At 67.1% G+C, this 24,915-nt stretch carries 23 protein-coding genes and 1 pseudogene; 13 read left to right on the top strand and 11 right to left on the bottom strand.

Going from position 1 to position 24,915, the window contains the following annotated elements; translation table 11 throughout:
- Nucleotides 1-101 precede the first annotated feature (101 nt).
- Together H681_RS13095 and H681_RS13100 are read right to left on the bottom strand one after the other, a co-directional pair.
- Nucleotides 102-758 carry a CoA transferase subunit B gene (locus H681_RS13095; protein WP_015477347.1) on the bottom strand — a complete coding sequence of 219 codons (657 nt, stop codon included), beginning with the start codon at nucleotides 756-758 and terminating at the stop codon, nucleotides 102-104.
- 26 nt (nucleotides 759-784) lie between these two features.
- Nucleotides 785-1,483: a CoA transferase subunit A gene (locus tag H681_RS13100; protein ID WP_015477348.1), complete on the bottom strand. Its 699-nt coding sequence runs from the start codon at nucleotides 1,481-1,483 to the stop codon at nucleotides 785-787.
- Nucleotides 1,484-1,606: 123 nt separating this feature from the next.
- Here H681_RS13100 and H681_RS13105 point away from each other — a divergent pair, with 123 nt between their 5' ends.
- Nucleotides 1,607-2,512: a LysR family transcriptional regulator gene (locus tag H681_RS13105; protein WP_015477349.1), complete on the top strand. Its 906-nt coding sequence runs from the start codon at nucleotides 1,607-1,609 to the stop codon at nucleotides 2,510-2,512.
- Nucleotides 2,513-2,674: 162 nt separating this feature from the next.
- Here H681_RS13105 and H681_RS13110 read toward each other — a convergent pair whose 3' ends face one another.
- Complete coding sequence (locus tag H681_RS13110; RefSeq protein ID WP_041712601.1) at nucleotides 2,675-3,406, bottom strand: IclR family transcriptional regulator; 732 nt, start codon at nucleotides 3,404-3,406, stop codon at nucleotides 2,675-2,677.
- A gap of 99 nt (nucleotides 3,407-3,505) precedes the next feature.
- On the opposite strand from H681_RS13110, the gene hmgA reads away from it, so the two are divergent.
- Entirely contained in the window at nucleotides 3,506-4,804 is a 1,299-nt protein-coding gene (hmgA, locus tag H681_RS13115) for a homogentisate 1,2-dioxygenase (RefSeq protein WP_015477351.1), read from the top strand.
- Nucleotide 4,805: 1 nt separating this feature from the next.
- A complete protein-coding gene (gene fahA / locus H681_RS13120) occupies nucleotides 4,806-6,110 on the top strand; it encodes a fumarylacetoacetase (RefSeq protein ID WP_015477352.1) in 1,305 nt (434 codons plus the stop codon).
- Nucleotides 6,111-6,461: 351 nt separating this feature from the next.
- On the opposite strand, the gene H681_RS13125 is transcribed toward fahA, so the two are convergent.
- Nucleotides 6,462-7,505: a LacI family DNA-binding transcriptional regulator gene (locus tag H681_RS13125; protein ID WP_041711985.1), complete on the bottom strand. Its 1,044-nt coding sequence runs from the start codon at nucleotides 7,503-7,505 to the stop codon at nucleotides 6,462-6,464.
- A 218-nt stretch (nucleotides 7,506-7,723) separates the two neighbouring features.
- On the opposite strand from H681_RS13125, the gene H681_RS13130 reads away from it, so the two are divergent.
- The 3 genes from H681_RS13130 to H681_RS13140 all read left to right on the top strand — a co-directional run bounded on the left by H681_RS13130 (nucleotide 7,724) and on the right by H681_RS13140 (nucleotide 11,755).
- The gene (locus H681_RS13130; RefSeq protein ID WP_015477354.1) at nucleotides 7,724-8,245 is read left to right on the top strand and encodes a gluconokinase; all 522 of its coding nucleotides are present in this window, start codon (nucleotides 7,724-7,726) and stop codon (nucleotides 8,243-8,245) included.
- Nucleotides 8,246-8,336: 91 nt separating this feature from the next.
- Nucleotides 8,337-9,689 (top strand): GntP family permease, encoded by a 1,353-nt coding sequence (locus tag H681_RS13135; protein WP_015477355.1) that lies wholly within the window; start codon nucleotides 8,337-8,339, stop codon nucleotides 9,687-9,689.
- A gap of 440 nt (nucleotides 9,690-10,129) precedes the next feature.
- Nucleotides 10,130-11,755 carry an NADP-dependent glyceraldehyde-3-phosphate dehydrogenase gene (locus H681_RS13140; RefSeq protein WP_015477356.1) on the top strand — a complete coding sequence of 542 codons (1,626 nt, stop codon included), beginning with the start codon at nucleotides 10,130-10,132 and terminating at the stop codon, nucleotides 11,753-11,755.
- A gap of 298 nt (nucleotides 11,756-12,053) precedes the next feature.
- On the opposite strand, the gene H681_RS13150 is transcribed toward H681_RS13140, so the two are convergent.
- From H681_RS13150 to H681_RS13160, 3 genes are all read right to left on the bottom strand, one after another.
- Nucleotides 12,054-13,919 carry a CocE/NonD family hydrolase gene (locus tag H681_RS13150; protein ID WP_015477358.1) on the bottom strand — a complete coding sequence of 622 codons (1,866 nt, stop codon included), beginning with the start codon at nucleotides 13,917-13,919 and terminating at the stop codon, nucleotides 12,054-12,056.
- A gap of 29 nt (nucleotides 13,920-13,948) precedes the next feature.
- Nucleotides 13,949-15,403, bottom strand: a complete 1,455-nt coding sequence (locus H681_RS13155) for a YfcC family protein (protein ID WP_442961265.1) — start codon at nucleotides 15,401-15,403, stop codon at nucleotides 13,949-13,951.
- Between the two features lie 94 nt (nucleotides 15,404-15,497).
- Nucleotides 15,498-16,385 (bottom strand): LysR family transcriptional regulator, encoded by an 888-nt coding sequence (locus H681_RS13160; protein ID WP_015477360.1) that lies wholly within the window; start codon nucleotides 16,383-16,385, stop codon nucleotides 15,498-15,500.
- 216 nt (nucleotides 16,386-16,601) lie between these two features.
- Here H681_RS13160 and H681_RS13165 point away from each other — a divergent pair, with 216 nt between their 5' ends.
- The 5 genes and pseudogenes from H681_RS13165 to H681_RS13180 all read left to right on the top strand — a co-directional run bounded on the left by H681_RS13165 (nucleotide 16,602) and on the right by H681_RS13180 (nucleotide 20,481).
- Nucleotides 16,602-17,831 (top strand): OprD family porin, encoded by a 1,230-nt coding sequence (locus tag H681_RS13165; protein WP_015477361.1) that lies wholly within the window; start codon nucleotides 16,602-16,604, stop codon nucleotides 17,829-17,831.
- Nucleotides 17,832-17,918: 87 nt separating this feature from the next.
- Nucleotides 17,919-18,240 (top strand): annotated as a pseudogene (locus H681_RS26405) (sterol desaturase family protein); the annotation flags it as partial.
- Nucleotides 18,241-18,468: 228 nt separating this feature from the next.
- Complete coding sequence (locus tag H681_RS26410; protein WP_041712603.1) at nucleotides 18,469-19,167, top strand: AzlC family ABC transporter permease; 699 nt, start codon at nucleotides 18,469-18,471, stop codon at nucleotides 19,165-19,167.
- Nucleotides 19,164-19,478: an AzlD domain-containing protein gene (locus H681_RS13175; protein WP_041711989.1), complete on the top strand. Its 315-nt coding sequence runs from the start codon at nucleotides 19,164-19,166 to the stop codon at nucleotides 19,476-19,478. Before H681_RS26410 ends, H681_RS13175 begins: the two co-directional genes overlap by 4 nt.
- A 157-nt stretch (nucleotides 19,479-19,635) precedes the next feature.
- The gene (locus H681_RS13180) at nucleotides 19,636-20,481 is read left to right on the top strand and encodes a DMT family transporter (protein ID WP_015477364.1); all 846 of its coding nucleotides are present in this window, start codon (nucleotides 19,636-19,638) and stop codon (nucleotides 20,479-20,481) included.
- Nucleotides 20,482-20,492: 11 nt separating this feature from the next.
- Here the strand turns inward: H681_RS13180 and H681_RS13185 are convergent, their stop codons facing one another.
- The 3 genes from H681_RS13185 to H681_RS13195 are packed head-to-tail and all read right to left on the bottom strand — an operon-like array spanning nucleotide 20,493 to nucleotide 22,329.
- Nucleotides 20,493-20,735, bottom strand: coding sequence for a DUF2790 domain-containing protein (locus H681_RS13185; protein ID WP_015477365.1), 243 nt, complete (start codon nucleotides 20,733-20,735; stop codon nucleotides 20,493-20,495).
- Nucleotides 20,732-21,292 (bottom strand): cytochrome b, encoded by a 561-nt coding sequence (locus tag H681_RS13190; RefSeq protein ID WP_015477366.1) that lies wholly within the window; start codon nucleotides 21,290-21,292, stop codon nucleotides 20,732-20,734. Before H681_RS13190 ends, H681_RS13185 begins: the two co-directional genes overlap by 4 nt.
- Complete coding sequence (locus H681_RS13195; RefSeq protein ID WP_015477367.1) at nucleotides 21,292-22,329, bottom strand: catalase family peroxidase; 1,038 nt, start codon at nucleotides 22,327-22,329, stop codon at nucleotides 21,292-21,294. The genes H681_RS13190 and H681_RS13195 overlap by 1 nt, the downstream gene beginning before the upstream one ends.
- Nucleotides 22,330-22,490: 161 nt before the next feature.
- Here H681_RS13195 and H681_RS13200 point away from each other — a divergent pair, with 161 nt between their 5' ends.
- Both H681_RS13200 and H681_RS13205 read left to right on the top strand, forming a co-directional pair.
- A complete protein-coding gene (locus H681_RS13200) occupies nucleotides 22,491-23,000 on the top strand; it encodes a sigma-70 family RNA polymerase sigma factor (RefSeq protein ID WP_015477368.1) in 510 nt (169 codons plus the stop codon).
- Complete coding sequence (locus H681_RS13205; protein WP_015477369.1) at nucleotides 22,997-23,743, top strand: anti-sigma factor family protein; 747 nt, start codon at nucleotides 22,997-22,999, stop codon at nucleotides 23,741-23,743. Before H681_RS13200 ends, H681_RS13205 begins: the two co-directional genes overlap by 4 nt.
- A 168-nt stretch (nucleotides 23,744-23,911) precedes the next feature.
- On the opposite strand, the gene H681_RS13210 is transcribed toward H681_RS13205, so the two are convergent.
- Nucleotides 23,912-24,904, bottom strand: a complete 993-nt coding sequence (locus tag H681_RS13210) for an asparaginase (protein WP_015477370.1) — start codon at nucleotides 24,902-24,904, stop codon at nucleotides 23,912-23,914.
- Nucleotides 24,905-24,915 lie beyond the last annotated feature (11 nt).

Genomic DNA, 24,915 nt, shown 5'->3' on the forward strand with positions numbered 1-24,915 from the left:
TCCAAAGCGGACCGTTCTTGTGGGAACGAGCTCGCTCGCGAACAACTCCGAGCCCATCGGCAAGAGCCTTCGCGAGCAAGCTCGCTCCTACGAAAGCAGAGTCAGAAAGTCATTTCCTTTACATCATCCGGCACGATCAGGCGACCGGCAGTCTTCTCGGCGATCTCGGCGATGCTCACCCCCGGCGCGGTCTCGCGCAGGATGAAGGCGCCATCCTCGATCTCCAGGTAGGCCAGGTCGGTCAGCACCTTGCGGATGCAGCCGGCGCCGGTCAGCGGCAGCGAGCAGCGCTCCAGCAGCTTGGACTCGCCGTCCTTGGACGCGTGGGTCATGGTGACGATGATGTTGTCCGCGCCGGCCACCAGGTCCATTGCGCCGCCCATGCCCTTGACCAGCTTGCCGGGAATCATCCAGGAGGCGATGTTGCCCTGCACGTCCACTTCGAAGGCGCCGAGCACGGTGAGGTCGACGTGGCCGCCGCGGATCATCGCGAAGGATTCGGCGGAGGAGAAGATCGACGCGCCCTTCACGGCGGTCACGGTCTGCTTGCCGGCGTTGATCATGTCGGCATCCACCTCGTCATCGGTGGGGAAGGCGCCCATGCCGAGCAGGCCGTTCTCGGACTGCAGCATCACCTCCATGCCCTCGGGTACGTAGTTGGCCACCAGGGTCGGGATGCCGATGCCCAGGTTCACGTAGTAACCATCCTGCAGCTCGCGCGCCACGCGCTGAGCCATCTGTTCGCGGGTCAATGCCATCTTCTTGTCTCTCTTGTCCGGTGGGCTCAGGAACGAACGGTACGTTTCTCGATACGCTTTTCGAAGGTTCCCTGGATGATGCGGTCGACGTAGATGCCAGGGGTATGGATCTGGGTCGGATCCAGTTCGCCCGGTTCGACGATCTCCTCCACCTCGACGACGGTGATGCGGCCCGCGGTGGCCACGATCGGATTGAAGTTCTGCGCGGTGTGGCGATAGATGACGTTGCCGTAGTGGTCGGCCTTCCAGCCCTTGACGATGGCGAAGTCGCCGGTGATGGCGCGCTCCATCACGTAGTGACGGCCGTCGAACTCGCGCACTTCCTTGCCGTCGGCGACCGGGGTGCCGTAGCCGGTGGCGGTGAAGAAGGCCGGGATGCCGGCGCCGCCGGCGCGGAGTTTTTCCGCCAGGGTGCCCTGCGGGGTCAGTTCGACCTCCAGTTCACCGGACAGCAACTGCTGCTCGAACAGCGCGTTCTCGCCGACGTAGGACGCGATCATCTTGCGGATCTGCCGGTCTTCCAGCAGCACGCCGAGGCCGAAGCCGTCGATGCCGCAGTTGTTGGAGACCACGGTCAGGCCCTTCACGCCCAGCTTGCGGATGTGCGCAATGAGGTTTTCCGGGATGCCGCAGATGCCGAAGCCGCCCGCCAGTACCGTCATGTCGTCGGTGAGCCCGGCGAGGGCTTCCTCGTAACTGCCTACGCGCTTGTCGAGTCCTGCCATGTTGCTGCTGCCTCTTGTATTTGGAATGTCCGACCCATCGGTCAGAGAGCGGTTGCAGCTTCACCGGTGAGGACTGATTTGTTAAGTTTGTTTTTCCAATTGATTAATCCGGTTTACCTATCAATGACAGTCAAGCAACTGCGCGCCTTCCTGGCCGTCGCCCAGACGCTCAGCTTCGCCCAGGCCTGCGAGCGCCTGCACCTGTCGCAGCCGGCGCTGAGCCTGGCGATCAAGAGCCTGGAGGAGTCCCTCGGCGGCCAGTTGCTGGTGCGCACCACCCGCAGCGTGGCGCTCACCCCCGAAGGCGAGACGCTGCTGCCGCTGGCCCGCCGCCTGCTGACGGACTGGGACAACGCCGAGGAGCTGATGCACCAGCACTTCACCCTGCAACTGGGCAAGGTTTCCATCGCCGCCATGCCCTCTTTCGCCGGCAACCTGCTGCCCGCCGTGCTGCGCACCTTCCGCGACCGCCACCCGAAGGTGAACGTCGCAGTGCACGACGTGATCAACGAGCAAGTGCTGGAGATGGTGCGCAACCACCGTGTCGAACTGGGCATCGCCCTGGAGCCGGACAGCCTGGACGGCCTGAGCTTCACGCCCTTCTACACCGACCGTTTCATCGCCGTACTGCCGGCGGATTCACCGTTGGCGGGCGAGGCGACAATCACCTGGGAGCAGTTGCTGGAGGACCACTTCATAGCCCTGCAACGCCCGTCGGCCGTGCGTCTGCTGCTGGAAGACCGGTTGGCGGCACGGCACGGCCGGTTGCCGGTGGCGTTCGAGAGCCACCAGTTGGTGACGGTCGGGCGGATGGTGGCCGAGGGCCTGGGCGTCAGCGCCGTGCCCCGTCTGTGCCGACAGCAGATGGAAGAACTGGGGGCACGCTGCGTGGCGCTCGACGAACCCTGCATCGAGCGGCGCGTGGGGCTGTTCTGCCTGGCGGAGCACAAGCTCTCCAGCGCCGCGCAGGCGCTGAGCGATGTGCTGGTGAACGGGACGGACTGGGCGGAGATGGAGCAATCACTGTAGGAGCGAGCTTGCGCGAACGGCTTCGCAGCGAGAGCTGGTTCGCGAGCAGGCTCGCTCCTACGAAAGCAGGCTGTTCGGGTGATCAGTGCGCCGGCGGAATCTCCTAACGGCATTCGCCGAATGCCGACGCCAGTGGGAACACGCGTCCCCGGCAGCGAACCGTCAGACCTCTCCCCCCATCCGCAGACTGATCTCCCGCCCCGCCGCCAGCAACTGCCGCGCCGACTCGCCCTGGGGTTCGGCGGCAAAACTGGCCTCTGATCCGACCACGGTAATCACCCCCGCCAGCTCCCGCCCAGTGGCGAACAACGGCACCGACAGCGCATTCACCCCCGGCATCAGCAGCCCGTGGATCGAATGCAGCCCCTCGGCACGAATGCTCTCCAGCACTGACTGATCCGCCCCCTCCTCCAGCCCCGGCCGGAACGCCGCGAACACCAGCCCGGTGGACGATCCATGCACCGGCAGCACCGAACCCACCTGCGTCACCAAGGTGACCATCCCCTGCGCCGGCTCCACCTGCACCACGGTCGGCCCGTGGCTGCCCCAGATGGCCAGGAAGCAGGTCTGCCCGAGGTTGTCGCGCAGCTCGGCCAGCACGGGACTGGCGACCTTCACCACATCCAGCCGACGGATCGCCGCGAGTCCCACGTAAAGCGCCTCGCGGCCCAACCCGTAATGGTTGGTGGCCGGGTCCTGCTCGGCGAAGCCGCTGGCGATCAGCGCCTGCAGATAGCGATGAACCTTGGCCACCGGCATCTCCAGGTACTCGCCCAGGCGCTTGAGCGAAGTGCTTGGCGCCAAGTCCGCCAGTGCCTTGAGGATTTCGGTGCCGACCTCGGCGGACTGCACCTTCTTGCCCTTCGTCGGGGCGGACTCTTGCGGTTCGTTCATGGTCTTCAACTTAAAAGGACTCCCTGATGGGCTTGACGGCCTGCCATCCTGAAATTACGTTTATCGTAATTCAATTACGATAAAAAGAGTGAAACCACCATGACCTCCTCCCGCGCCCCGGCCTACCAATCCGGATTCGGCAACGAATTTGCCAGCGAGGCGCTGCCAGGCGCCCTGCCCGCCGGGCAGAACTCACCGCAGCACGTTCCCTACGGCCTGTACGCCGAACTGCTCTCCGGCACCGCCTTCACCGTTGCGCGCAGCGAGGCCCGGCGCACCTGGCTGTACCGCATCCGCCCGTCCGCCGGGCACCCGCGCTACGAACGCCTGGAGCGGCAGATCACCGGCACCGCCCTGGGCCCGGTCACGCCCAACCGCCTGCGCTGGAACAGTTTCGAGATGCCGGTGGAGCCTACCGACTTCATCGACGGCCTGCTATGCATGGCCGCCAACGCCGAGGCCGACGCCACCAGCGGCGTCAGCGTCTACGCCTACCGCGCGAACCGTTCCATGAGCCGTGCCTTCTTCAACGCCGATGGCGAACTGCTGATCGTCCCGCAAGCCGGTCGTCTGCGCCTGTTCACCGAACTGGGCGTGCTGGAAGTCGAACCGCTGGAGATCGCCGTGATCCCGCGCGGCATGCGCTTGCGTGTGGAGTTGCTGGACGGCTCCGCCGCCGGCTACGTCGCCGAGAACCACGGCGCCGCCCTGCGCCTGCCCGACCTCGGCCCCATCGGCAGCAACGGCCTGGCCAACCCGCGCGACTTCCTCACCCCGGTGGCTCGCTACGAGGACGTGGAAGGCCCGGTGCAACTGGTGCAGAAATTCCTCGGCGAACTCTGGGCCACCCAGCTCGACCACTCGCCGCTGGATGTGGTCGCCTGGCACGGCAACAACGTGCCCTACAAGTACGACCTGCGCCGCTTCAACACCCTCGGCACGGTGAGCTTCGACCACCCCGACCCGTCCATCTTCACCGTGCTCACCTCGCCCAGCGACACCCACGGCATGGCCAACATGGACTTCGTGATCTTCCCGCCGCGCTGGATGGTGGCCGAGAGCACCTTCCGTCCGCCGTGGTTCCACCGAAACCTGATGAATGAGTTCATGGGCCTGATCCAGGGTGTGTACGACGCCAAGGCCGACGGCTTCGTCCCCGGCGGCGCCTCGCTGCACAACTGCATGAGCGCCCACGGCCCGGACAACGCCACCACCCGGCAGGCGATCGCCGCCGACCTGAAACCGCACAAGATCGATCACACCATGGCCTTCATGTTCGAGACCTGTCGCGTGCTGCGCCCCAGCCGCTTCGCTCTCGATTGTCCGCAACTGCAGCGCGACTACGACGCCTGCTGGAGCGGCATGCAGAAGACCTTCGACCCTTCCCCGGAGCAATGAAATGAGCGCATCCCACACCGCGCAAAGCTGGATCGAGTCGGCCAACGGCCACCCGGACTTCCCCCTGCAGAACCTGCCTTTTGGCGTCTTCAGCCCGCCGGGCGATTCGGCGCGCGGCGGCGTCGCCATCGGCGACTACATCTTCGACCTGAAGACCGCCTGCGAAGCCGGCCTCTTCCACGGTGCGGCGCACCAGGCCGCGCTGGCTGCCAGCGGCGACAGCCTCAACGCCTTCTTCGCCGCCGGCGCCACCGCCCGTCGCACCCTGCGCGATGCGCTCATTGCCCTGCTCAGTGAAGGCTGCGGCGAGCAGAAGCGCATGGAAAGCCTGGGCGCCCGCCTGCTCAAGCCCCAGGCCGCGTGCCGCCTGCACCTGCCGGCCAAGGTGGGCGACTACACCGACTTCTACGTTGGTATCCACCACGCGCAGAACGTCGGCAAGCTGTTCCGCCCGGACAACCCGCTGCTGCCCAACTACAAGTACGTGCCCATCGGCTACCACGGCCGCGCCTCCACCATCGTGCCCTCCGGCACCGAAGTGCGCCGTCCCAACGGCCAGACCCTGCCCGCCGGGGTCGACGTGCCGGTGTTCGGCCCCTGCGCGCGCATGGACCTGGAGCTGGAGCTGGGCATCTGGATCGGCCAGGGCAACGAACAGGGCAAGGCCATCCCGATTGCCGGCGCCGCCGGGCATATCGCCGGCTTCTGCCTGCTCAACGACTGGTCCGCGCGCGACGTGCAGGCCTGGGAATACCAGCCGCTAGGCCCCTTCCTGTCGAAGAGCTTCGCCACCACCATCTCGCCCTGGGTAGTCACAGCCGAAGCGCTGGAACCCTTCCGCACCGCCCAGCCGGCCCGCCCGGAAGGCGACCCGCAGCCGCTGCCGTACCTCTTTGACGAGGCCGACCAGCAGCACGGCGCGCTGGACATCGAACTGGAAGTGCTGCTGCTCACCCCGCGCATGCGTCACGAGCACCAGGCCGCGGAACGCATCGCCCTGAGCAACACGCTGAACATGTACTGGACCGTGGCGCAGATGGTCGCCCACCACAGCGTCAACGGCTGCCGCCTGCAACCGGGCGACCTGTTCGGCTCCGGCACCCTCTCCGGCGAAACCCCGGACAGCTTCGGCAGCCTGCTGGAACTGACCACCGGCGGCAAACAGCCGGTGGTGCTGAGCAACGGCGAGGAACGCCGCTTCCTCGAAGACGGCGACGAAATCATCCTGCGCGCCCGCTGCCGCCGCGATGGCTACCCGTCGATAGGCTTCGGCGAATGCCGTGGGCGGATTCTGCCGGCACATTGATCGCTTTGCTTTTCGTAGGAGCGAGCTTGCTCGCGAACCGCCCAGCCACAGAGTCGTCGGCTAGCACTGTTCGCGAGCAAGCTCGCTCCTACAGGAAAACCGCCATGTCGCTTCCGTAGGAGCAACTGTCTTGTCCCGGATAATCCGTGCCTGGGTCGTCCCCCTCACCCCATCCCTCTCCCTCAGGGAGAGGGAGCTGATCGTGCCGCCTGACACCAAAGTTTCATCCTGCACCGAACGGTCCCCTCTCCCCCTGGGAGAGGGCTAGGGTGAGGGCAGGCCCGAGTACAGGGCTATCTCGTAGGACCTTGTCCGCGAAAAGCGCCGACATGCGCTCCTGCACAGGCGCCCTCAGCTGCTTTCCCGCACCATCAACTCGAACCCCAGGTCCATCACCGGCTCACTCACCGCCTTGTCGTTGATCAGGTCCAACAGGCGCTCCGCCGCATGGGTCCCGATGGCCTTGCGCGGCGTTCGGATGCTCGACAGGCGCGGCACCATGAACTCCGAACTGGGCAGGTCGTTGAAGCCCAGCACTGCCACCTGTTCCGGAATCCGGATGCCATGGCGTGCAGCGTCCAGCAACGCCCCCTGAGCCAGGTCGTCGTTACCGAAGAAAACACCTTCCACCTGCGGCTGGCTGGCCAGCAACTGGCGGAACAGCTCGCCGCCCAGTCCGACAGACGACGGACGCGGCGTCAGCACTTCCAGCGCAGGGTCGTAGCACCCCGCCTGCTGCAATGCCCTACGGAATCCCTCCCCGCGTAGCAAGGTGCGCTGATCGAGCTGCGCGCCGATATACGCGAGCCGCTTGCGCCCACTGGCAAGCAGATGCTTCGCCGCGGCCTCCCCCGCGCGAATCTGCGAGAAGCCCACGCAATGCAGCCCCGCGCCGGGGTCCAGGTCCATCATGTAGACCGCCGGCACGCCGCTGGCCTCGATCATCCGCCGCGCACTCTCGGTGCGGTCGAAGCCGGTCAGCAGCAGGCCGCGCGGCTGGTACGCGAGGTAGTTGCGCAGCAGGTTCTCTTCTTCATCGCGGGAGTAGTGGTAGTTGCCGATCAGCACTTCCAGGCCGCGCGGGTGCATCACCGAATGGATGGCTTCGAGCGTCTCGATGAACAACTGGTTGGCCAGCGACGGCACCAGCACCACGATGTTGTGGCTCTGCTTGGAGGCCAGCGCGCGGGCGGCGGGGTTGGCCACGTAGCCCAGCTCGGCGGCGGCCTGACGGACCTTTTCCGCCAGCGCCTCGGCCACCGTGCTAACCCCACGCAGGGCGCGCGAGGCGGTGATCGGGCTTACGCCAGCCCGGTGCGCGACATCGTTGAGGGTAGGTTTGCCAGTGGTGCGCGAATTCTTGTCGTTACTTTTGTTATTTTTGGGAGCGGTCATCGGGCGGCTTGCCAAACAAAAATCGAAGCAATAAGGTAGCGCTGTCTCGCGAACAGGGCAATTGCCTGAGGCCGCTTCCAGCGGTCCCCCGCCCGTCGGTGGAGCACTACCGCCGAAAGCCCGAGACAGACCGACTAAAATGACAAGAATACGGAGGCAGCCCGATGCTTTTCGTTACGCCCACCAAAGATAGCGCTGTCTCAATTCCGAGGCCCTGCATGCTCCCCGCCATCGATGCCGTACTCATCATGGGTGTCGCCGGATGCGGCAAGTCCAGCGTCAGCGAGGCCCTGTGCCTGCGCAGCGGCGCGTTCGCCATCGAAGGCGACTCCTTCCACCCCGAAGCCAACATCCAGAAGATGAGCGCCGGCATCCCGCTGACCGACGAGGACCGCGCCGGCTGGCTCGACACCCTCGCCGCGCAGTTGCAGAAAGCCATCGCCGCCGGCCAGCGCCCCGTGCTCACCTGCTCCGCGCTCAAGCTCATCTACCGCGAACGCCTGCGCCGCGCCGTGCCCGGCCTGGGCGTGGTGTTCCTGGAGCTCACCCCGGAAACCGCCGCCCAGCGCGTCGCCACTCGCCCCGGCCACTTCATGCCGGCCAGCCTGATCGACAGCCAGTTCGCCGCCCTCGAAGTGCCGACCAGCGAACCGCTGACCCTGCGCCTGGACGCCACCCGCCCTCTCGACGAACTGGCGGAAGCCGCACATCTCTGGTGGCGACAGCACATCAACGACTGACGCGATAGCGCCTGCCCCCAAAAGGTAGCGCTATCTCGATTCATTACAGAAGAAAGCCGCTCCGGCACAACGACAACAACAGGAGAGCCCCATGCTCGGCATGTCCCACGACACCTATCTGCTGCTGGATGCGGTGGTCACCATCATCGGCCTGATCCTGCTGATCACGCGCCTGAAGATTCACCCCTTCATTGCCCTGATCATCGCCGCCGGCTTCCTCGGCCTGACCTCCGGCATGCCCGTGGCGACCATCGTCAAGTCCTTCCAGGACGGCTTCGGCAGCGTGCTCGGCTTCGTCGGCATCATCCTCGCCCTGGGCACCATGCTCGGGAAGATGATGGCCGAGTCCGGCGGCGCCGATCAGATCGCCCGTACCCTGATCCAGGCCTTCGGCAAGCAGCGCGTGCACTGGGCGATGATGTTCGCCGCGTTCCTGGTCGGCATCCCGCTGTTCTTCGAGATCGGCTTCATCCTGCTGGTGCCGCTGGTGTTCATCGTCGCCCGCCGCAGCGGCGTGTCGCTGATCAAGATCGGCATCCCGCTGCTCGCCGGCCTCTCCGCCGTACACGGCCTGGTGCCGCCGCACCCGGGCCCGTTGCTGGCCATCGGCGTGTTCGGCGCGGACATCGGCAAGACCATCTTCTACGGCCTGCTGGTCGCCCTGCCCACCGCCGCCATCGCCGGCCCGATCTTCGGCAAGTTCATCGCCCAGTACATTCCCGGTCAGCCGTCCGAGGAACTGGTGGCGCAGATCGCCCACGAACCGGACACCAGCGACCTGCCCAGCTTCGGCGTCACCCTGCTCACCGTGCTGCTGCCGGTGTTCCTGATGCTGCTCAAGACCTTCGCCGACGTCATGCTCGCCGACGGCCACGTCGTCCGCGCCTGGCTGGACATGATCGGCCACCCGATCACCGCCCTGCTCCTGGCCCTGCTGCTGTCGCTCTACACCTTCGGCCACGCCCGCGGTTTCGACTCGAAGAAGATCCTCAAGCTGCTCGACCAGAGCCTCGCGCCCACCGCCGCCATCGTGATGATCATCGGCGCCGGCGGCGGCTTCAAACAGATGCTGGTGGCCAGCGGCGTGGGCGACGTGATCGGCCACATGGCGGTGCAGGCGCAGATATCGCCGATCCTCCTGGCTTGGCTGGTGGCCGCGGTGATCCGCATCGCCACCGGTTCCGCCACCGTCGCCACCATCACCGGCGCCGGCATCGTGGTGCCGGTCATCGACCTGATCCCCGGCGTCAACCGCGAACTGCTGGTGCTGGCCACCGGCGCCGGCTCGCTGATCCTCTCCCACGTCAACGACGCCGGCTTCTGGCTGGTGAAGCAGTACTTCAACATGAGCGTGATGGAGACCTTCAAGACCTGGACGGCGATGGAAACCATCCTCTCGGTGGTCGGCCTGGGCTTCATCCTGCTGCTGTCGCTGTTCGTCTGAACCCAGCCGGGTTGCGCGCGCCCGCCGCCGCAACCCGGCCATGAGACAACCGGCGGATGACTCCGAAGCGTCATCCGCCTACCGGATTCCTGCAACGAGGTATCGCCCATGACTTCCTCCGCAACTCCGCAAGCCCAACCCGCGCAACCCACCTGGCCCCGCGATTTCGACATCCGCGCCCGCTACGCTGAGCAGCAGGAACTGCTGCAACCGGCCCCCGCACCAACTCCCACGCCCTCGCACCCGTAGGGCGGATAACGCAGTAGGCGTTATCCGCCGAATCCCCCCCGAAACCACCGGCGAATAGTCAAATGCAGCTATTCGCCCCACGAAGGGCTCCCACTCCGGCCCATTCGTCGCATCGCTTGCTGAATCGATTTACCTGATCACCCACGCGGACTAAAACAGACCTGTTACCCACCGTTCCCGAAGGATGAGTCATGCCTGACAACAACAAACTCGACCGCCTCTTCCCCTGCCTTGCCGACATCCCCGAGGCCTGGCGCCCCGACGCCCCCGTCGAGCAGCGCGAATACCTGGTAAACGGCGAACTACGCCGCTGGGAAGGCCCGCTGGCCCCGGTGCGCAGCCCGATCTTCCTCGCCACCGAACAGGGCGACGAACAGGTCATCCTCGGCAGCACCCCGCTGCTCGATGCCGACGCCGCCCTCGCCGCGCTGGACGCCGCCGTGGCCGCCTACGACAACGGCCAGGGCCAATGGCCCAACCTGCGCGTGGCCGAGCGCATCGCCCACGTCGAACGCTTCCTCGCCCGCATGCGCGAACAGCGCAGCGCCGTGGTCAAGCTGCTGATGTGGGAGATCGGCAAGAACCTCAAGGATTCGGAGAAGGAGTTCGACCGCACCTGCGACTACATCGTCGATACCATCGAGGCGCTCAAGGCGCTGGACCGCCGCTCCAGCCGCTTCGAACTGGAACAGGGCACCCTCGGGCAGATCCGCCGCGTGCCGCTGGGCGTGGCGCTGTGCATGGGCCCGTACAACTACCCGCTGAACGAAACCTTCACCACGCTGATCCCGGCGCTGATCATGGGCAATACCGTGGTCTTCAAGCCCGCCAAGTTCGGCGTGCTGCTGATCCGCCCGTTGCTCGAAGCCTTCCGCGACAGCTTCCCGCCGGGCGTCATCAACGTCATCTACGGGCGCGGCCGCGAGACCGTCAGCGCGCTCATGGCCAGCGGCAAGGTCGACGTCTTCGCCTTCATCGGCACCCACTCCGGCGCCGCCGACCTGAAGAAGCTCCACCCGCGCCCGCACCGCCTGCGCGCCGCCCTCGGCCTGGACGCCAAGAACCCCGGCATCGTCCTGCCCAGCGTCGACCTCGACAACGCCGTCAGCGAAGCCATCACCGGCGCCCTCTCCTTCAACGGCCAGCGCTGCACCGCGCTGAAGATCCTCTTCGTCCACGAAGACGTGCTGCCCGCCTTCCTCGACAAGTTCAGCACCAAGCTCGCCGAACTCAAACCCGGCATGCCCTGGGAGCCGGGCGTGGCGCTGACACCGCTGCCCGAGCCGGGCAAGGTCGACTTCCTCAATACCTTGCTGCAGGACGCGCTGGCCAAGGGCGCCCAGGTCATCAACTCCGGCGGTGGCGAAAGCCGCGAAAGCTTCTTCTACCCGGCGCTGCTCAGCCCGGTGAGCCCGGACATGCGCCTCTACCACGAAGAACAGTTCGGCCCGCTGGTGCCCGTGGTGCCCTACCGCGAGCTGGATGAAGTGATCGACTACGTGCTGCAGTCCGACTACGGCCAGCAGCTCAGCCTGTTCGGCGACGACCCGGCGCAGATCGGCCCGCTGGTGGACGCCTTCGTCAACCAGGTCGGCCGCATCAACATCAACGCCCAGTGCCAGCGCGGCCCGGACAGCTACCCCTTCAACGGCCGTAAGAACTCCGCCGAAGGCACCCTCTCCGTGCATGACGCCTTGCGCACCTTCTCCATCCGCACCCTGGTCGCCACCCGCTTCACCGAGTCGAACAAAAACCTGATCAGCCAGATCATCCGCGACCGCGACTCCAGCTTCCTGACCACGGACTACATCTTCTAGTCAGCCAACCCCTCCGGTTAACGGCAAACGGCCTCCTCCCCTTGGGAGAGGGCCGGGGTCAGGGCAGCGGCCCAGTCCTTGGCCGCAAAGCTCTTCGTAGACGAGCTTGCCCGCTCCGCCACCTTCCTTTCCGGTTCCGGCAGGCACTCGGCCTTGCCGGGGACTCCCTCCAGGTCGCGGATCGGAATCCACACGATCCTGCCGCTCTCGCTGCGCGCCTGGCTGCCCGGCCATTCCGGTTTCTGCCCCGAGGCGAGCGTGCCGAGGATACGGCGCCCGTCGGTCGGGCCGCTGGAGTTCACTGCGGGCAAGCGGAGCGGGACGGATGGTGCCCAGGCGAAGCCTCGGCCGGCAGCACCACCAGCCGCAGCCGGGAGGCCGCGTCCGCATGCAGATGCAGGGTGTTGCGCGCTACCCGCTTGTGTTGCGCATGCCCGGGAGCCTCGCCGCTGTTGGGGTTCACGTCGAAGTGCGGGAAATTGCTGCTGGATATGTCCAGGCGCAGACGATGGCCCTTGCGGAACAGGTTGCAGGTCGCGAAGGGCTCGATCGTCACCCTGAAGCGCTCGTGGGGAACGATGGCCGCAGGCTCGCTCCAGCCGTTGCGGTAACGGCAGCGGAAGATCCCGTCGGTGAGGTTCATGGCGTAGCCGTCGGGGTAGTCCTCGCTGGGCGGATAGACATCCAGCAGCTTGGCGGTGAAGTCCGTGTCGGGGCAGTCGCTCTCCACCCACAACTCGACCGTGACCAGCCCGGCCACCAGAAGGTCGTGCTCCAGCGGCGGCGTGCTGAAGCTGAGCACATCGGGCCGCTCGTTCAGGGGACGCCCCGAACCGCGGGTGCCGAAGAAGCCTGGCGCATCCACCTGGTCGAAGGCCCCGCCCGCGAACACCGGCGCGCCCGAGGTCAGCGCCCCGCCGATGGTCGGCACCGGATCGTCCGGATCGAAGCGATAGCCGAGGGTGGCGCCGTCAGCGGCCGACGGTTCCTCGCGCAGCTCGCCGGCAGCCGTCAGATAGAGCTCCAGTGGCCGACTGCCGGGCAGCGGCCAGCTCTCGGCGCCGATCCATTTCCCGCCGTGGTCCAGCCGCTTCTCCCCGGTGCGCCGGCCGCTGCCGCCGCCCATCAGGAACACCTGCACCGGCGTCGCCAGCCCTGCGCCCGGGCGCCCGGCGAGATGCGTCTCGAACCAGTCGATGCGGCAGGCCAGCCAGTCCTCGGCGACGTTGCCGTCGAAGTTCGCCGCCGGGCCGAACTCGACGTTGCCGCTGTGGCTGATGTTGCGGTCGCCGTGCAGCCAGGGCCCCATCACCAGGCAATGACGGCTGTCGTGCACGGCGCTGAGGCCGAGGTAGTTGTCCAGTGTGGAGCTGACGTAAGCGTCGTACCAGCTGGACATGAACAGGATCGGCATGTCCGGAATCCGCGAGTAGAAGCCCTTGGCATAGATGCCCAGCTGCTGCCAGTAATCGTCGAAGTCGCCGCGCTCCCACTGTTCGAACAGGTAGTCCTCGTACTCGGGCAGGTGCCGCAGCGGGGAATCGCCGCGCCGCCAGGGCATCCGCGCGAACCAGGCGCGGATGTCCTCGGCCTCCAGCGCCGCGCGCAGCGCCGGGTCGGCCTTGGCCGCCGGGCTTTCCTTGGCCTGCCTGAAGGCCCAGGTGGCCTGTTTCAGCTCGAACGCCCCGCCCTGGCGGATGCCGCACTGGTAGGCGTCGGCGAAGCCACCGGAGTCCAGCACCATGGTGCGCAGCCCGGGCGGGGCGAGGCAGGCCATCGCCAGTTGGGTATGGGCCGCGTAGGACAGGCCCATGCTGCCCACCCGGCCGTCGCACCAGGGCTGCTCGACGATCCAGGCCAGGCTGTCGTAGCCGTCCTGCCCCTCGTTGACGTACTTGATGAAGTGCCCTTCCGAGCCATGCCGCCCGCGACAGTCCTGGAACACCGCGGCGAACCCCCGTTCGGTGAGCTTCAGCGCCATGTCCTCGCGCGACAGGTGCCGGCCGTCCAGGCGCTTTTCCGAGCGGGAAGGCTTGCTCTTGTCGTACGGCGTGCGCTCGATCACCACCGGCCAGGGGCCTGCGCCAACGGCGGGCAAATAGATGTCGGTGGCCAGGTGCGCGCCGTCGCGCATCCTGACCATGCGGTCCTTGAGTATCTGCATGGGTAACGCTCGAAGTCGGTGGAACGGTCTCAGTAGCCGATGGACACTGCGATGCTGAGCAGGACGAGGGCAATCACGAGGAAGATCAGGAACAGCGGCAGCACGAAGCGCGCCCATTGGCCCCAGCCGACCTGGGCGGTGGCGAGCAGGACCAGCAGCCCGCTGGAAGTCGGCGTGATCAGGTTGGTCAGGCCGTTGCCGAGGAGGAAGGCGTAGACGGTGCTCTGCGCGCTGACCCCGGACAGTTGGCCGAGGGGGCCGAAGATCGGCATGGTCACGGCGGCCTGCCCCGAAGTGGACGGGATCAGCACGTCCAGGCCGAGCTGGGCGAAGAACATGCCGTAGGCGGAAACCAGCGAACCGTGGTCGCCCATCAGCGAGGACAGGCCCTGGACGATGCTGTCGAGAACCTGCCCGGTGCTGAGGATGATTTCCACCGCCGTCGCCAGGCCGATCAGCACGCCGGCCATCAGCACCTTCTTCATGCCGTCGACGAACGCCGCCGCGGCGTCACTCGGCGCCAGTCGCGCGAGGCCGGCGAACGCCACGCTGAGGGCGAGGTAGTAGGCCGACAGTTCCGGGTATTTCCAGTGCCAGCGGTTGGAGGCATACACCAGGAAGCCGATGCCGACCGCCAGCACCAGCAGGATCGAAGCGTGGCGCAGGCCCAGCGGCGCGGCCTGGAAGTCGAACTGCGCGCTGCCGCTGAAGCCCAGTTTGCGGATGCTGTAGAGAACGAAGGCGATGGATACCAGCAGGAACACCAGGTAGGTCGCCACGCGCATCGGCAGGCCGCTGAACACCGGCAGGCCGACCAGCGGCTGGGCGACGCCGAGCACCACGGGGTTGGAGATCGAGCCGAGATAGCCGACCTTCACCGAGATCGCGACTATGGCCAGCCCGATGATGTTCGGTAGGCCCATGCGGTTGGCCATGGCGACCATCAGCGGAACGATCAGGATGTATTCCTTGGCGAGCCCCATGAAGGTGCTGCCGGCGGAGAACATCAGCATCAGACAGGGCACCAGCACGTAGAGGTTGCCCCGCGTCATGCCGAGCAGGCGTTCCAGGCCCAGTTCGATGGTGCCGATCTTGTTCAGCACGCCGAACATGCCACCGATGAACAGCACCATGAAGATCAGCCCGGCGCGCTTCTCGATGCCCTGGGGAATGGCCATGAACGCCTCGCCCAGGGACACCGGACGGGTCGCCGCGTCGTCTTTGCTGCGTGGTTCGAACGACCACAGCTGGCTGATGGAACTGTCCTTCTCCAGGGTGGCGAAGGAACCGGGAACCACCGCGATGCCGTCGCGGCGGAAGGTGCCGGAATCGACCACGTAGGTCAGGAAGACGGCCAGCAGCACGATCACCAGCAGGATGATCGCCGGGTTGACCGGAGTGCTCTTCCGGGAACCGGTGGAATCCTGCGCTGCGCTGGCGGGAGTCGGGTCACCCAGGTGTTGATGGACGGTTGGCATGTTCAGCCCTCGAGTTGTTTTTATGGTCTGCCGGTAAAGCGGAGCGAACACTAGAACAACGCCGGAGAGCCCCACAATCTTATGCGCGAAGCGGGTAAGGCTATGCGCCGAGCGCCTCGCGCAGGTGCTCGGCGAAGTTGCGGCTGACCAGCGAGGGCGGCACGTCGCTGCGCAAGACCAGGCCGAAGGAGTAGGACAGCAGCGGCCGGAACGGCCGCGTGACGATGGGCAGGTGGGCGAAGTCGCTGGCCAGCAGGCTGTTGATGATCGACAGCCCGATGCCTTCGGCGACGAAACTGCAGGCGGCGCCCACCGAATGCACCTCGACCCGCACCTGCGGCGCGAAACCGGCGCGGCGCAGCGCCAGTTCCAGCTCGTGGCGCAGGTTGCGCTGCCGCCCCAGCAGTACCAGCGGCTGATCGCGCAGGTCGGCGGCATGGATCTCGTCCTTCGCGCACAGCGGGTGCCCCTCGGGCAGCACGCAGACGCCCTCCGCCTCCAGCAGCGGAATCACCTCGAACCCCTGCAGCTCGGTGGGCAGGCGCACGAAGGCGAAATCCACGTCGCGATCCAGCACGGCGCGTTCGAGAGTATCGTAGCCGCCGCTGAGCAGCTCGATCACCACGTCGGGACGTTCCCGCAGGAAGCTCGCGACGATAGGTGGCAGGCGGTGCTGGGCCATGCTGTTGGGCACGCCCACTTTCAGCAGGGTCCGCTGGGAGCTGCCGTGGCGCAGGTCGTCGGCCAGGCGCTGGACCCGCTGCAGGCGGTCGACCAGGTCGCTCACCGCGGGAAGGAAGGCTTCCGCCTCCGGGGTCACCATCAGGCGCCCCTTGCGGCGCAGGAACATGGCGAAGCCCAGGTGCTCCTCCAGTTGTCCCAGCAGCCGGCTGACCGCCGACTGCGACAGACCCAGGCGCGTGGCCGCGCCGATGGTCGAGCCGGTTTCCATGATGGCCAGGAAGGCCTCCAGCTGCTTCAGATTCACCGCTCGCTCCTCTCTCGGTTGGCGACTGCGACGCGCCGGACGCATAGCCCAATGCGCATCGCTCATATCGTTGTGGCGCCCGTTCGGGGCCGTTAGTGTCTGCCGCGAATCGCGACCGCGTCCAGCGGCTTACCCTGTGCGGCAGCCTCGCCCCACCGGTCCGGTTCCCGCTTTCCCGCTGCCACAACAACACAAGAGCCAGCAGAGGAGTCATTCATGCGAGCGTTCACCACCACCGGCGTCATGGCCTGTCTCGGCCTGGCCGGATGCGCCCTTCCGTTCGGCCTGGAGGCGGCCGGTTTCATCGAGGACGCCCAGGGTCGCCTGACCCTGCGCAACTACTACTTCAACGACGGCTACCGCGATGGCGGCGACGACCGCCGGGAGTGGGCGCAAGGCTTCCTGCTCGACCTCCAATCCGGTTTCACCCAGGGCCGCCTCGGGCTGGGCGTCGATGCCCTGGGCCTGTCCGGCGTACGCCTCGATTCCGGGCGCGGACGCGAAGGCACCGGCCTGCTGCCGGTGCATGACGACGGTCGCGCGGCGAAGGAATTCGGCAGCCTGGGGGTCACCGCCAAGGCCCGTTTCGACGACCTGCTGGTCAAGTCCGGCACCCTGCTGCCGAAGACTCCCGTGCTGGTCTACAACGACGGCCGCCTGCTGCCGCAGACATTCCGCGGCACCCAGGTGGAGTACCGCGGCTTCGACCGGCTGTACCTGCACGCCGGCCACCTCGACCAGTTCAAGGCACGTAACTCCACCGACAGCGTCGACATCTTTCCCCAGGGCTACACGGGCAACCAGGGGACCGATTTCGACTTCGCCGGGGCGACCTTCACACCGAGCAAGCAGCTCAGTTTAACCAGCTACTACGGCGAAATGCGCGAGTTCTATCGCCAGCAGTTCTTCGGCATGGTACATCGCCAGCCGCTGGAAATCGGTTCCCTGACCAGCGACCTGCGCTACTTCATGAGCAGCGATGCCGGCGCCGCGCGCAACGGCGAGGTCGATGCGGACATGTTCAGCGGCCTGTTCACCTACGCCCTCGGCGGCCACTCCGTCGGCCTCGGCTACCAGAAGCTGTGGGGCGACACCGCCCTGCCCTACGCCAGCGTCAGTACCGTCTACTCGTTCAGCAACGCGTCGGTGAGCAAGTTCATCCAGGCCGAGGAGCAGACCTGGATGCTGCGCTACGACTACGACTTCGCCGCCCAGGGCATCCCGGGCCTGAGCCTGATGGTCCGCTACTACAAGGGCGACCACGGCGTGTACAAGGACCAGGCGGCGAGGGAGCACGAAACCAATACCAACCTCAAGTACGTGGTCCAGAGCGGTCCGCTCAGGGGACTGGGCACGGAACTGCGCCACTCGGTTTCGCGCTCCACCTATGCCGCCGACCGCGACAACTACCGGCTCTACTTCAGCTACGCATTCGCCCTCTGGTAGTTCCCTACCTGCTTCGCCCCTCCCCTTGCTTGTGCAGTCCCGTGGTTTCCCGTGGTGAAGCCCGGCGGCCCCGTGCGTCCATTGCGCGGGGCCTTCTGGTATGCCTGTGGTCGGGAGATCAGTCGTTACACGCTGTTCGGGGGGGACCTACCTGATCTTCATCTTCAACGCGCTGGCGGTGAACCTGCGGCACAGCCATGTATGGCTGTCGTCCGGACCGGTGGTCGAGCATGTGCTGAACAGCCCGGCCCAGCACCAGATCCACCACAGCGATGCGCCCCGGCACCTCAACAAGAACTTCGCGATCAACCTGTCGCTGTGGGACTGGATGTTCGGCACGATCTACGTCATCCGCCCGACGCCCCAGTGCATCCGGTTCGGCGCCGGGGAGCGGGATGATGATCGTCACGCCGTTTGTGGAGACGGTACGCAAGGCAAGATCAGCGCAATCGATTGCGCCCGGAACGCCTCGGACACCCTGTTGAAGGATGACGCGGGAAGCGTCCGTCAAGGGAAGCCCGGGGAGCTTCCCCTTTTCATTCCCGGCGGGGAAATCGCCCGGCGCAGCAAGATTGTTCAAGCCAGCCCGCGCTCCACTCTGTCACTCTGTCTGCACGAAAGACTGCCAAGAACCGCCATGTCCCACACCACGCTTCCCTCCCGTGCCTTCCTCAAGGGCGCCATCGACATCATGCCGCTGTCCCTGGCGGTGCTGCCCTGGGGGCTGCTTGCCGGCTCGCTGGCCATCGACGCCGGACTCTCGCCGCTGCACGGCCAGGGGTTGTCCGCCATCGTCTTCGCCGGCGCCGCGCAACTGGTCGCCATCGGCATGCTCAAGGGTGGCGCCGGGTTCTTCTCGATCATGATCACCACCCTGCTGCTGACCTCGCAGCACCTGCTCTACGGGATGACCATGCGCCCGGTGATCTCCGAGCTGCCCGGCCGCTGGCGCGCAGCACTGGGCTTCCTGCTCACCGACGAGTTCTTCGCCCTCACCAGCGGCCACGACCGCGAGACCTTCAACCGCTGGTACGCCCTGGGCGTGGGCCTGACCTTCTATATCGCCTGGAACCTCTTCACCCTCGCCGGTGTACTGGTCGGCAGCAGCATTCCGGGGCTGGAGCACCTGGGTTTGGACTTTTCCATCGCCGCCACCTTCGTCGCGCTGATCGCGCCGGTGGTGAAGAACGTGCCGACGGTGGTCTGCGTGGCCGTCTCGCTGTTCTGTTCGGTGCTGTTCAGCTACTGGCAGGTGGGGTCGGCGCTGGTGCTGTCGGGGCTGGCGGGGATGTTCGCCGGTTTCATCTGCCAGAAGTACTCGGGGGTGCGCGCATGATGGTCTGGGCAGTGATCTTCGGCATGGGCCTGATCGTGTTCTTCAACCGCTATGTGTTCCTGGAGCCGCGCCTGCCGATCCGCCTGAGCAGCAACGTGCGGCAGTTCCTCGGCTTCGCCGTGCCGGGGATGCTCACGGCGATCTGCGGACCGATCGTGTTCCTCCCGGAACACCAGTTGAACCTGAGACCGGACAACCCCTACCTGCTCGGCGCCATCGTCGCCGTGGCGCTGGTGCTGTGGACGCGCAACGTGCTGCTCAGCGTGATGCTGAGCATGGGGGCGTTCTACCTGTTGCGGTGGTGGTTGTAGGGAGCGAGCCGAAACAGCCCATTCGACTATCCGCCACATCCCCTCGCCCCCCATTCATGGCACTCTGCGCGGCACCGAAGAACAACAATCGGGGCCGTTGCCTTGCCGCGAACCGATGCCGGCGTACGCGACGCGACCCCGCGAGCCAGGACGCCCCATGCCTCACCCCCGCTATCTGCTGCTGACGCTTCTCGCCATGCTGGCGTTCGCCGGCAATTCCCTGCTGTGCCGCCTCGCGTTACGCGAGACGAGTATCGATGCTGCCAGCTTCACCGGGCTGCGCTTGGTTTCCGGGGCGTTCACGCTCGCCGTTCTGCTGCGCCTGCGCAGCGGCGGCTGGTGCGCCGGCGGTGACTGGCGCAGCGCCGGCGCGCTGTTCGTCTATGCGGCGGCGTTTTCCCTGGCCTATGTGCAGATGAGCGCGGCCAGCGGGGCACTGTTGCTGTTCGGCGCGGTGCAGGTGGGGATGCTGGTGGCGGGCTATCTGCACGGTGAGCGACTGCACGGCTGGCAGTTGCCGGGGCTGGTCCTGGCGCTGGGCGGGATCGTCGTGCTGCTGTTGCCGGGTGCCAGTGCGCCGCCGATGGGCAGTGCGGTGCTGATGATCCTCGCCGGCCTGGCCTGGGCGCTGTACAGCCTGCGCGGGCGGCGTGGCGGCGATCCGCTGGCGGCCACCACCGGCAACTTCCTGCGCAGCGTGCCGCTGGCCGCCGCGATGTGCCTGGCGCTGTCGATGAAGCTCGATCTCGACCTGCACGGTGTGATCTACGCGGTGCTTTCCGGCGCGCTGGCCTCAGGCGTCGGCTACGCCATCTGGTACAGCGCGCTGACCGGCCTGGGCGCGCTCCAGGCCGCGTCAGTACAGCTCAGCGTACCTGTCTTCACCGCGCTCGGCGGCGCGCTGCTGCTGGGTGAGCACCTGACCCTGCGCCTGGGCCTCTCGACCCTGGCGGTGCTGGGCGGCATCGCGCTGATCCTCGCCGGCAAGCGCAAGGCCGCCTGAGCGGCAAAGGCTCAGTTCTCGTTGCCGCAGAACAACCCCCACACGGGATAGCGCAGGCGATGCAGTCGGCCGGCGCTGTCCTCATAGAGCATTTCCACCTCCCGAATGCCGCAGAAGTTCAGGTCCGGTGGCTGCACCACGCGCTGGATGTCGAGCCTCTGGCCGTAATGGTAATCCTGCGCGGGCGGGTTTTCAGGGACGGCCAGGGCGGCGCCGGCGAAGGCCAGGCCGCCCAGTACGATCGGTACTTTCATCGGTGCTCTCCTGAGGGATCGCTGGGCATCGGCGCGCCGGTCATGCTCGGCAGTACCGCATCGCGGCGGATCAGCCCGTGGAACAGCGCCGCGGCAAGGTGCAGGAGGATGGTGAGCAGCAGGACGCAGGCAAGGACGCTATGGGCGCCGCGCAGAAGGGTGTGCAGCTCTACCGAAGGCGCAACCAGCGCGGGCAGTTCGAAGCCGCCCCAGAGCACCACCGGGTAGCCGCCGGCGGACTGCATGGTCCAGCCCACCAGCGGCTGGGCGAGCAGCAGGCCGTAGAGCGCCAGGTGCGAGAGATGCGCGGCGCCACGTTGCCAGCCGGGCATGTCGTCGGGCAGCGGTGGGACGCGGCGGGTCAGGCGCACGGCGATGCGCAGCAGGACCAGGACCAGCAGCGCGGCGCCGAGGGGCTTGTGGATGGCCACCAACTCGGCGTGGCGCGGGGAAACGCTGGCAACCATACCCAGGCCGATCAGCAGCATGGCCAGCACCAGCGGCGCCATTACCCAGTGGAGGACGCGCAGGGAGAGCGGGAAATAGGTCGGTTTCATCAGTGGGTCTCCTGGGCCTGCTCACGGGTGCGGCGATTGAAGGATTCCGAGTAGGCGGCCGAGCGCGCGCTGAGCAGCGGGTCGTCGGAAGCACGGATGCCGTCGGGGAGGATCAGCGGGTCGTAGTTGACGTCGCGGCAGTCGCCGCCGATTTCCGCTTGCAGGCGTTCGATCACCAGTTCGCCGGCATCCACCTGGCGGCGCTCCTGCGGCCAGGCCTGGGTGGCGTCCACGGTGCTGTCGCCGGGTTCGCCCAGGGTGAATCGAAGGCGCCAGCGCAATGGGCCGGCGGCGAGGCGCCGGGCGACTTCGTCGGCGAGGAAGTTGGCGTCGCCGCGCTTGTCCGCCGCCAGCGGCTCGTAGGGCGCGACGGGCTGCACGGACCAGCGCACCGGCTGCTCGCGTCCGTCCTTGTCCACCAGATAGAAGGCGTTGAGGCCGTAGTAGGCGCTGTTGGCGTAGCTGGAGGACGGCGTCGAGGATTTCGCCCAGTCGCGGAAGGCCTGGGTTTCCGGGTGGGCCTTGAAGAAGGCGCCGGCCTTTTCCGGGTCCGGCTTGCCGGTGCCCGGTTGCGGCGCGGTGGCCTTCTGCAGGTCGTAGAAGCTGGCGACGTCGCGCACCACGAAGACCGGCATGGCGTTCATGCCGGTGCGCCACTCCTGTCCGTCCCTGGGCAGGAAGCGCAGGGCCAGGCTGCGGATCGGCGCGGCGCCGTCGCTGGCCGCCGGGTTGCCGCCGGGAATGGCCAGGCGCCCCACCACCGGTACGCTGCCCGGCGCGAAAAGACTGGCCCGCGACAGCGCGGCGGCGGCGCCGTTGCTCTCGAAGTGGCCGATCACGCACAGGCCCTTGGCATGGTTGCGCCGGTAACCGGGGTGCACGCCGCTGTTGGCTTCCAGAGTGTCGACCAGCTTGGCCGGGGTGAGCCGTTGCGGGTCGAGCCAGCCGGCCACGTAGGCGAAGACGGCGGCCACGCCGAGCACCACGGCGCCGATGGCGGCCAGGCGCAGGGGGGCGTTGGGCGGAGTTCCTGTCATTTCCAGCTCCTCAGGCTTAGGCTGAATGCGTTGAGCCGGTACGACGCACCGCGGGACGGGTTATTCCCGCAGGCCGCCAAAGAATTTTTTCGGGGGTGGCGGGAATAGATCGCCTGGGCGTTCGTCCTTACCGCTCGAACCCACCACTGCCTGACGTTGCGATGCACTCACTGGATGACCACTCACTGCGCGAACTGCTGCCCCGGCTGCGGCGCTTCGCGCTGTCGCTGACCCGCAGCGCGAGCAGCGCCGACGACCTGGTCCAGGCGACCCTGGAGAAGGCGCTGTCGGCCTGGACCGGCCGGCGCGCGGACGGCGACCTGCGCGCCTGGCTGTTCTCGATCCTCTACCGCCATTTCATCGATGGGCAGCGCCGCGCCCGGCGCTACGCACGCCTCCTCAGCCTGTTCGGCGCGGACAGCGCGGTAAGCGCCTCGCCCGAGGAGATCGTCAGCGCCCGCTCGACCCTGGAAGCCTTCGAGCGCCTGCCCGCCGAGCAGCGCGCGCTGCTGGCGCTGGTCAGCGTCGAAGGCCTGAGCTACCGCGAGGCGGCCGAAGCACTGGATATTCCCCTGGGCACCGTCATGTCCCGCCTGTCGCGCGCCCGCCAGGCGCTGCGCGCGTTGAGCGAAGGACAGGCGGTGACTCCTTCTTTGCGGGTACTGAAATGAACGAACGCATTCCCGACGAGCACGATCTGCATGCCTACCTCGACGACCAGCTCGACCCGGCGCGCCGCCAGTGGGTGGAAGCCTGGCTCGCGGCCCATCCCGAGGACGCCCGCCGCGTGGAGGGTTGGCGACAGGATGCCCAGCAGTTGCGCGCCGCGTTCGCCGGCCAGGGGCGCGGGCCTGTGCCCGAGGCGCTCGATCCGGCGCGGATTCGCCGGGACCTCCGGCAGCGGCGGCGGTCGCGGCTGGCCACGGCGGCGGCGTTGCTGGTGGCGCTGGGCATCGGCGGGATGAGCGGCTGGCAGATGCGGGGCGATAGCCTGGCGCGCAGTTCTGTGCCGATGCAGGACGCGGTACAGGCGTACCGGTTGTTCGCCGAGGTCAACCAGAACGGCCTGGACCTGCGCGACGGCGGCGACCTGCGCACCTGGCTGGCCCGTTACCTGAAAGACGCCCCGCCGCCGCCGGCGCTGGATCGGGTCGGCCTGAAGACCGTCGGCGCGCGCCTGCTCGCCACCGAACAGGGTGCGGCGGCGCTGGTGATCTACGAGGACGGCCAGGGCCGCCGCCTGACCTTCTTCATCCGCCCACCCGGCCCGCGCCATGAGATGCTGCCGCAGGGCCAGCGCACCGACGGCGACCTGCTGACGCGCTACTGGAGCCAGGGCGGGTACAACTATGCGGTGGTGAGCCGCAGCGACGATCCGCAGGCCAGCGTCGTGGGGGAGATGGTGGGGTTCTAGCGCGATGGATGCGTACAAGCGGGCCTGGTCCGCGAGGGGCTAGCCGATTTTGTAGGAGCGAGCTTGCTCGCGAACCTGCGTTATGCCGGCCTGCCCGGTGCAATGCGTTCGCGAGCAAGCTCGCTCCTACAGGTTCATACCCACCCCTGAGCGGGGTGTTAACGAGGTTCAGCCGTCGACCCGCTCACCACACAGGTCGAGGGCGAACAGGCGTTCCACCTCGGACGGTGCAAGGCCGCTGCCGAGCAGGCTGAACAGCTTGCCCAGCGCGGCTTCGCGGGTCATGCCAGCGCCGGAGACCAATCCCGCATCACGCAGGCGACTGCCGGCAGCGTAAATATCGAACGCCACATGCCCTTGCGGGCACTGGCTGATCGCCGCCAGCACCACACCGCGCGCATGGGCATCGCGCAGCACGGCCAGCAACTCCTCGTTGTCCGACGGACCGGTGCCGCTGCCATAGCACTCCAGCAGCAGCGCCTGTACACCGCTACCCAGCAATGCGCGCAGGTGCTCGGCGCGCAGGCCGGGAAACAGCGGCAGCACCGCGAGGTTCACCGGCTGGCGTGGCTGGCGGTAGTCCAGTGCCACGGGGATCGACTCGGCGCGCTCGCCATGACGCTCGCGCGGCAGCACGGCGAAGGCGTCGAAAGCCTCGCTGCGCAGCTTGGTGACGCGGGCGCCGTGCATCAGGTCGCCGTTGAAGTACAGCCAGACGCCCGGCTGCACGCCGGACTCCAGCGCCTTCAAGGCACCCAGCAGATTGGCCGGGGCATCGCTGCCCGGTGCGCCCATCGGCTGCATGGAACCGGTGAGAACGACAGGCACCTCAAGACCGAGCAGCAGGAAGGACAGCGCGGCGGCGCTGTAGGCCAGGGTGTCGGTGCCGTGCAGCACCAGCACGCCGTCATGACCGCCCTGCTCCACCGCGTCGACGATGGCGTCGCGCATGGCCAGCCAGTTGGCCTGGGTCATGTTGGCGCTGTCGAGCAGCGGTTGCAGCTCGGCGAAGGACCAGTCGAGGCGAATCTCGCCGTGGCCTTGCAGTTGTTCGCGCATGCGCGCTTCGAAACCGCCAGCCGGTGCCAGGCCTTCGGCGGTCTGCAGCATGCCGATAGTGCCGCCGGTATAGAGGACGAAGAGGTTCTTCACGCGACGCATGCCAGTGCTCT

The sequence above is a fragment of the Pseudomonas sp. ATCC 13867 genome (assembly GCF_000349845.1).
Lineage (GTDB): Bacteria > Pseudomonadota > Gammaproteobacteria > Pseudomonadales > Pseudomonadaceae > Pseudomonas.

What these genes read in the sequence shown, in the direction of transcription:
- H681_RS13205 (WP_015477369.1), top strand. Translation starts at nt 22,997, where the DNA reads ATGAACGAACGCATTCCCGACGAGCACGATCTGCATGCCTACCTCGAC.
- H681_RS13125 (WP_041711985.1), bottom strand. Translation starts at nt 7,505, where the DNA reads ATGACCGCTCCCAAAAATAACAAAAGTAACGACAAGAATTCGCGCACC.
- H681_RS13095 (WP_015477347.1), bottom strand. Translation starts at nt 758, where the DNA reads ATGGCATTGACCCGCGAACAGATGGCTCAGCGCGTGGCGCGCGAGCTG.
- H681_RS13210 (WP_015477370.1), bottom strand. Translation starts at nt 24,904, where the DNA reads ATGCGTCGCGTGAAGAACCTCTTCGTCCTCTATACCGGCGGCACTATC.
- hmgA (WP_015477351.1), top strand. Translation starts at nt 3,506, where the DNA reads ATGACCTCCTCCCGCGCCCCGGCCTACCAATCCGGATTCGGCAACGAA.
- H681_RS13165 (WP_015477361.1), top strand. Translation starts at nt 16,602, where the DNA reads ATGCGAGCGTTCACCACCACCGGCGTCATGGCCTGTCTCGGCCTGGCC.
- H681_RS13130 (WP_015477354.1), top strand. Translation starts at nt 7,724, where the DNA reads ATGCTCCCCGCCATCGATGCCGTACTCATCATGGGTGTCGCCGGATGC.
- fahA (WP_015477352.1), top strand. Translation starts at nt 4,806, where the DNA reads ATGAGCGCATCCCACACCGCGCAAAGCTGGATCGAGTCGGCCAACGGC.
- H681_RS13100 (WP_015477348.1), bottom strand. Translation starts at nt 1,483, where the DNA reads ATGGCAGGACTCGACAAGCGCGTAGGCAGTTACGAGGAAGCCCTCGCC.
- H681_RS13190 (WP_015477366.1), bottom strand. Translation starts at nt 21,292, where the DNA reads ATGAAACCGACCTATTTCCCGCTCTCCCTGCGCGTCCTCCACTGGGTA.
- H681_RS13200 (WP_015477368.1), top strand. Translation starts at nt 22,491, where the DNA reads ATGCACTCACTGGATGACCACTCACTGCGCGAACTGCTGCCCCGGCTG.
- H681_RS13150 (WP_015477358.1), bottom strand. Translation starts at nt 13,919, where the DNA reads ATGCAGATACTCAAGGACCGCATGGTCAGGATGCGCGACGGCGCGCAC.
- H681_RS13140 (WP_015477356.1), top strand. Translation starts at nt 10,130, where the DNA reads ATGCCTGACAACAACAAACTCGACCGCCTCTTCCCCTGCCTTGCCGAC.
- H681_RS13195 (WP_015477367.1), bottom strand. Translation starts at nt 22,329, where the DNA reads ATGACAGGAACTCCGCCCAACGCCCCCCTGCGCCTGGCCGCCATCGGC.
- H681_RS13175 (WP_041711989.1), top strand. Translation starts at nt 19,164, where the DNA reads ATGATGGTCTGGGCAGTGATCTTCGGCATGGGCCTGATCGTGTTCTTC.
- H681_RS13105 (WP_015477349.1), top strand. Translation starts at nt 1,607, where the DNA reads ATGACAGTCAAGCAACTGCGCGCCTTCCTGGCCGTCGCCCAGACGCTC.
- H681_RS13185 (WP_015477365.1), bottom strand. Translation starts at nt 20,735, where the DNA reads ATGAAAGTACCGATCGTACTGGGCGGCCTGGCCTTCGCCGGCGCCGCC.
- H681_RS13110 (WP_041712601.1), bottom strand. Translation starts at nt 3,406, where the DNA reads ATGAACGAACCGCAAGAGTCCGCCCCGACGAAGGGCAAGAAGGTGCAG.
- H681_RS13135 (WP_015477355.1), top strand. Translation starts at nt 8,337, where the DNA reads ATGCTCGGCATGTCCCACGACACCTATCTGCTGCTGGATGCGGTGGTC.
- H681_RS26410 (WP_041712603.1), top strand. Translation starts at nt 18,469, where the DNA reads ATGTCCCACACCACGCTTCCCTCCCGTGCCTTCCTCAAGGGCGCCATC.
- H681_RS13180 (WP_015477364.1), top strand. Translation starts at nt 19,636, where the DNA reads ATGCCTCACCCCCGCTATCTGCTGCTGACGCTTCTCGCCATGCTGGCG.